The sequence below is a fragment of the Patulibacter sp. NPDC049589 genome, assembly GCF_040675535.1.
Taxonomy (GTDB): Bacteria; Actinomycetota; Thermoleophilia; order Solirubrobacterales; family Solirubrobacteraceae; genus Patulibacter.
Genome location: NZ_JBFAPC010000232.1, coordinates 1 through 6,218 on the forward strand (window position 1 = coordinate 1; position 6,218 = coordinate 6,218).

At 76.4% G+C, this 6,218-nt stretch carries 5 protein-coding genes and 1 pseudogene; 3 read left to right on the forward strand and 3 right to left on the reverse strand.

Going from position 1 to position 6,218, the window contains the following annotated elements; translation table 11 throughout:
* Window positions 1-1,677 (forward strand): LuxR C-terminal-related transcriptional regulator (locus AB0L40_RS25660; protein WP_364361297.1); only part of this gene is annotated, 1,677 nt, incomplete at its 5' end.
* A 265-nt stretch (window positions 1,678-1,942) separates the two neighbouring features.
* On the opposite strand, the pseudogene AB0L40_RS25665 reads toward AB0L40_RS25660, so the two are convergent.
* From AB0L40_RS25665 to AB0L40_RS25675, 3 genes and pseudogenes are all read right to left on the reverse strand, one after another.
* Window positions 1,943-2,662: pseudogene (locus AB0L40_RS25665) on the reverse strand (class I SAM-dependent methyltransferase); the annotation flags it as partial.
* A gap of 67 nt (window positions 2,663-2,729) precedes the next feature.
* On the reverse strand, window positions 2,730-3,815 hold the full coding sequence (gene ychF, locus AB0L40_RS25670) for a redox-regulated ATPase YchF (RefSeq protein ID WP_364361299.1): 1,086 nt from the start codon (window positions 3,813-3,815) through the stop codon (window positions 2,730-2,732).
* A complete protein-coding gene (locus tag AB0L40_RS25675; RefSeq protein ID WP_364361301.1) occupies window positions 3,815-4,552 on the reverse strand; it encodes a phosphatase PAP2 family protein in 738 nt (245 codons plus the stop codon). Before AB0L40_RS25675 ends, ychF begins: the two co-directional genes overlap by 1 nt.
* A 200-nt stretch (window positions 4,553-4,752) precedes the next feature.
* On the opposite strand from AB0L40_RS25675, the gene AB0L40_RS25680 reads away from it, so the two are divergent.
* Window positions 4,753-5,622: a diacylglycerol kinase family protein gene (locus AB0L40_RS25680; RefSeq protein WP_364361303.1), complete on the forward strand. Its 870-nt coding sequence runs from the start codon at window positions 4,753-4,755 to the stop codon at window positions 5,620-5,622.
* Window positions 5,622-6,131 (forward strand): hypothetical protein, encoded by a 510-nt coding sequence (locus tag AB0L40_RS25685; RefSeq protein WP_364361305.1) that lies wholly within the window; start codon window positions 5,622-5,624, stop codon window positions 6,129-6,131. The genes AB0L40_RS25680 and AB0L40_RS25685 overlap by 1 nt, the downstream gene beginning before the upstream one ends.
* Window positions 6,132-6,218 lie beyond the last annotated feature (87 nt).

Sequence of the window (6,218 nt, forward strand, 5' to 3'; positions counted from 1 at the left end):
CAACTCGACAGCGGAACCATCAAGCGTGGCGCCGCCGCCGCCGGGGCGCTGCGCCGCGCGGTCGCGCTGACCCCGGGCGGCCCCGACGCGGCCCGCCGGACCCTGCTGGCCGCCGAGCTCTCGATGGCCGCCGGCGACCTGCCCGAGTGCCGGCTGCTCGCCGAGCGGGCGCTGACCGGGACGCCGGAGCCCGCCGTCCGGGTCGACCTCGAGCGGATCCGCGCGACCGCGCTGGGCCGGATGGGCGAGCTCGAGGCCGGGATCCAGCCGCTGCTGGCCCACGCGGACCGGATCGCCGCCGACGACCCCGGCCGCGCGGCGCTGCTGCTGCTCGGCGCCGGGCCGGCGTTCTGGTTCACGGGGCGCTTCGACCGCTTCGGCACCGTCGTCGCCCGCGCGGAGGAGCTCGCCGGCGAGGAGCACCCGGTCGAGGCCGCGATGGCCGGGCTGCTCGGCGCGATGGTCGACGTCAACGTCGGGCGCGCGGCCGACGCCGAGGCCCGGATCGCGCGCCATGGCCACGTCCTCGATCGCGACGACCTGCCCGATCCGGGCTACGAGGTCCTGGCGTCGCCGGCCCACGTCTCGGTCTGGACGGGCCGCCTGGACCGCGCCGACGACCTGATCGAGCGGCAGCTGACGATCGCCCGCCGCGGCGGGGCGGCCGCGGCGCTCGTCTACCCGCTGACGGTCCGCGGGCAGCTCGACCTGCGTCGCGGGCGCGCGTCGTCGGCGCTCGCGGTCGGGGCCGAGGCCGTCGCGCTCGGCCAGGACACGCGGCAGACGGTGCTCGTCGGCCTGGCGGCGGCGATCCTGGCGCAGACGGAGGCCGCGCTCGGCCGCGAGCCGGCGTGCCGCGAGCACGTCGCGCTCGCCCACCGCATCGCCGACGAGACCGGCAGCGTCATGACCGGCTTGATCGCCGACGCCGCCCTGGGCGCGCTGGAGCTCTGCCTCGGGCGGCTGGAGCCGGCGCTCGCCGCCCTGGACCGCTGCGCCCGCACCGCCGCGCGGACGGGCCAGACGGAGCCGAACGTCATCCGCTGGCAGGGCGACCGCATCGAGGTCCTCGCCCGCCTGGGCCGGACGGAGGAGGCGGCCGCGGACCTCGCGGTCCTGGTGGGGCACGCCGAGGTGGCGCCGACGCCCTGGACGACGGCCACCGTCGCCCGCGGCCGCGCGCTGCTGGCGTCCGACGCCGACGCGGTCGGGGAGCACGAGACCGCGATCGGCATCCTCGAGGCCGCCGGCGACCGCCTGGAGGCCGCGCGGCTGCGGCTGGCGCTCGGCGAGCGGCTGCGACGCGGACGCCAGCGGCGGCTGGCGCGCGAGCCGCTGCGGGCGGCGCTGGAGGTCTTCGAGCGCGCCGGCGCGACCCCGTGGGCCGCGCGGACGGCCGTCGAGCTGCGGGCGACCGGCGGGGCCCTCGAGCCGGCCGGTGCTGTCGGCGCAGGCGGATCGGGCGCGGTGGGCGCGGGGGCCGCGGTCGAGGAGCTCACCCCGCGCGAGCTCCGCGTCGCGCTGCTGGTGGCGGAGGGCCGCACCAACCCCGAGGTCGCGGCCGAGCTCTTCCTCTCCCGCAAGACGGTCGAGCACCACCTGTCGCAGATCTACCGCAAGCTCGGCCTGCGCTCGCGGACGGAGCTGGCGCGCGAGATGGCGGGGGCGGCGGGGTGAGCGGCCAGACGTGCCGCCGTGCATCCGTGCGGTCGTTCTGCGGACGGCGCCGGAGCGGGCGAGACGGGCCCTGCGGGTGCCGGGCGCGGGCGGAGTAGCGTCCTGCCTCGGCGGCGTCCTGCCTCGAGGGACGGCGACGCGGAGTCTGTCGTGCGCTACCCCCGCTGTCGCGCGGTGACCAGCCACGTCTCGTAGTCGAGGGCGACCGTCCCTCCGAGGCGGTCGACGGCCGGCCGAAGTTCCAGAACAGCCCGATCCGTCCGCCCGGTCGGAGCACTTCCGCGGCCCGCGCCGAGCCGGCGGCCGCGTCGACCCAGTGCCAGGCCTGGGCGGCCGTGACGAGGTCGAACGTCCGTCCGGCGGCGTCCCAGGTCTCGAACGCCCCGACCTCGACGTCGAGGCCGCCTTCCCGCGCGACCGCCGCCATCCGCGCGTCCGGCTCGACCCCGGTGACCCGGGCGCCGCGGGCGGTGAGGAGTGCGGCCGCGATCCCCGTCCCGCAGCCGACGTCGAGCACGTCGCGCACCGGCGGGTCGGTCAGGGCGTCGACGAGCGCGGCGGGATAGGACGGGCGCTCGGCGTGGTACGCGGTGGCGTCCGCCCCGAACGACTCGGCGCGGGAGCGGTCCTCGTGGAGCATCCCGGCGATCGTGTCACGACCGGGCGGGCGGTCGACGCGGTTCCCGTCGAGTTCGGTCCCTGGGGGGGTACGGAAGTCGACGACCGCGCCGCTGCCGGCCGGGTCCGTCGGCCCCGGCATCGGGTTCGGTACCTGGGAGGTACCCAAGTCGACGTCCGCCGTCCGCTGCGCCCCCGCCCGCCCGCCCCGTCGGCCCGGCATCGAGTTCGGTCCCTGGGACGTGAAGAAGTCGACGACCGCGCCGCCGCCGGCCCGCCCCCGTCGGCCCGGCATCGGGTTCGGTCCCTGGGAGGTACGGAAGTCGACGACCGCGCCGCCGCCGGCCCGCCCCCGTCGGCCCGGCATCGGGTTCGGTCCCTGGGACGTACAGAAGTCGACGACCGCGCCGCCGCCGGCGCGCCCCCGTCGGCCCCTAGTTCGTGTGCTTGACCGTGATGACGTCGCCGTCCTGCATCACGTAGTCGCGGCCCTCGGTGCGCAGCGTGCCCTTGTCGCGGGCCTGCGAGTAGCCGCCGGCCTCCAGCAGCTCGTCCCAGCCGACGACGTCCGCGCGGACGAAGCCCTTCTGGATGTCCGTGTGGATCTCGCCCGCGGCGTGCCAGACGGTCAGGCCGCGCTTGAGGTGCCACGACTGGCCGCGGACGCCGGAGCCGACGGTGAAGAACGTGATCAGGTCCAGCAGCTCGAAGGCGCCCTTGGCGATCCGCTGCAGGCCGGACTCGGCGAAGCCCATGTCCTCGCGCATCGCGGCGGCCTCCTCGTCGTCCATCTCGATCAGCTCGGCCTCCAGGCGCGAGGAGACGGCGACGGCGACCGCGCCCATGGCGGCGGCGTGCTCGGCGATCGCGGCCGGGACCTCGCCGGACGCGTCGTTCTCGTCGACGTTGGCGACGAAGAGGACCGGCTTGGCGGTCAGCGGCGAGAGCGTCCGGACGACGTTGGGGTGGTCCTCGGGCACGGGGACGATGCGGGCGGGCTTGCCCTCGTTCAACGCCACGACGACCTGCTCGAGCCAGCCCAGCTCGGCCTTCGCCTCGGCGTCGCCGCCGCGGGCCATCTTGGTGACGCGGTCGATGCGGCGCTCGGCCTGCTCGAGGTCCGCCATCAAGAGCTCGGTCTCGATCGTCTCGATGTCCCGCAGGGGGTTCACCGAGCCGTCGGGATGGATGATGTTCTGGTCGTCGTGGGCGCGGACGACGTGGACGAGCGCGTCGGTCTCGCGGATGTTCGCCAGGAACTTGTTGCCCAGGCCCTCGCCCTTGTGGGCGCCGGCGACGAGGCCCGCGATGTCGTGGAAGTCGATGTGGTCGAAGACGATCTCCGACGCGCCCATCTGCTCCGCGATCTGGACGAGGCGGTCGTCCGCGACGGGAACGACGGCCACGTTGGGCTCGATCGTCGTGAACGGGTAGTTCGCGGCCTCGGCCCCGGACTTCGTCAGGGCGTTGAAGAGGGAGGACTTGCCCGCGTTGGGCATGCCCACGATGCCGATCTTCATCAGGCGGCTCCGGTGGTGTCGGTGGTGGCGGCCGCGGCACCCGCGGTCGCGGCGGCGGCGACGGACGCGGCGGTCGCGGCCTTCTCGGCGGCGGTGGAGGACGCGTCGGCGTCGTCGCGGCGGCGGTCGCGGCGCGCGGCGACGCCGTGGCCGACGGCGCGGACGCCCCCGCCGACGGTCCAGCCGAGGACGCCGCCGACCGCGATGTCGGTCGGGTAGTGCACGCCCAGGTGGACGCGCGACACGGCCATCGCCGTGGCGGTGGCGTACAGCGGGGCCTTCGGCAGCAGCGCGGAGTACGCGGCGGCGGCGGCGAAGGACGACGCCGCGTGCGAGCTGGGGAAGCTCAGCTGCGTCGGGGTCGGGATCAGCGGCGGCAGGTCGCGCAGCTGCGGGCGCGGCCGGCGGGCGACCTGCTTGACGCTCGTGTTGGCGACGTAGGCGGCCCCGACGGCGGCGACGCCGAGCAGCCACTCGTCGCGGCGGCGGCGGTCGATGGTCGCGCCGAGCGCGCCGATCCCGAGCCAGAGGGCCCCGTGCTCACCCGAGCGCGAGAAGCGGACGATGACCGTCGTCGCGCGCTGTGAACGGGCGGTCGAGCGGATCGCGCGCATCCCGGCGAGGTCCATGCGGGCGAACGCGCGGCCGGTGCGGCCGCGCAGGGCGCGGGCCAGGAGGCTGCGCCGGGCGTCGACGGCCTCGCCGAGGAGCCGGGGGTCGGGGGTCAGGATCGACACCCCACGAGGGTACGGGCCGGGGGATCGCGGCGTCCCGTGGGCGCCGCGTGCGGCGCGGCCCGTACCGGCGGTCCCCACGCGGTGCGCCGCCCCGGCGGACGGCGGGCCGGGTGGCCCCGGGCGTGCGGCGCCCCGCGTCGGCTCGGTCCCGGCGCCCCGCCGCGGCGCCGCACGGACCGCCGTCGGGCACCATGTACCACGTGAAGCTGGCGTTGGTCGTCAATCCCAAGTCCGGTGCCGGCCGCGACAGCGACGGGATCGCGGAGCGCCTGCGCGCCCCGGGGCACGACGTCGAGACCTTCGAGATCGGCGACGCCGACGCCGCGGCGGCCTCCGGCGCGGACCGCGTGGTCGTCGCCGGCGGCGACGGCTCGATCGGCACGGTCTTCGCGGCCTGCGCGGAGCACCGGGCACCGCTGGCGATCCTCCCGGCCGGCACCGCCAACGACTTCGCCCGGGCGATCGGCGTGCCGGCGGACTTCGACGCCGCGCTGGACGTCGCCAAGGACTCCGACGCCCGGCACCGCACCGTCTGGGGCGCGACGCTCGACGGCCACCCGTTCGTGAACGTCGCCTCGATCGGCCTGGCCGTCAACGCGGCGCGCGAGGCCGCGCCGTTCAAGTCGAAGCTCGGGCCCGTCGCCTACGCGATCGGCGCCGTGATCGCCGGTGCGAAGGGCAAGCAGGTCCACTGCCGGGTCAGCGTGGACGGCGAGCAGGTCTACGAGGGCGACGTCTGGCAGGCGCTGGTCGCCGCGTCGGGCAGCTTCGGCGGGATCGTCCAGCTGCCGGACTCCGACCCCGAGACCTCGGAGATGGAGCTCTTCGTCGTCGAGTCCAAGTCGCGCCTGACCCTGATCCGCCGTGTCTGGGGCATGCGCAAGGGCGGCAACCGCGGCGGGATGCGCTTCTTCCAGGGCCACAGCATCCGGGTCGACGTCGACCCCGACCTGCTGTGGAACGTCGACGGCGAGGTCCTCGACCTCGGCGACGTCACCGCCGAGCCACTGGGCCCGGTCGAGATCTTCCTGCCGCCGGAGACGACGGCCCCGCGCTGGAGGCGCCGCTGATGACCGACGGGACGCAGGAGCCGGAGGAGACGGCGGGGCCCGAGGCCGGTGCGACCGCCGACGGGACGCCGCCGGCGGCCGGCGCGGACGCCGCGACCGACCCGGCCACGACGCCCGGCGCGGCGGACGCCCCCGACGACGCGGACCTGCCGCCGCTCGCCCCGCACCTGCGCGACCGCTACGACCGGCCGCGCGGCGCGAGCGAGATCGCCAAGGGCCGCTCGCAGGCGCGTCTCATCCTGCTGCTGCTGTTCGCGGCGCTGCCGGTGGTCGTGCTCGTCGTGGTCGTGCTGAACTCGCTGGCCAGCGGCCCGCCGGACGACCGCGCCGTCCTCGGCGAGCGCGGCGGCCTCAACGAGGTCACGCGCTACTGCGTCTACACGACGCGCAACGACGGGCAGTACGACGACTGCCTCAAGCGCACGGACCCGCGCGTGATCCGCAAGGAGCAGTCCAACGGCGCGCGCTACGCCCGCGGCGAGCTCACGCGCTGCCTGGCGGCACGATGACCTCGGAGCTCGGCGCGGGCACCGCCACCGAGATCCGGATGCCGCTGACGCTCGCGATCATGCCGGCGCTCGTCGTCGGCACCGACG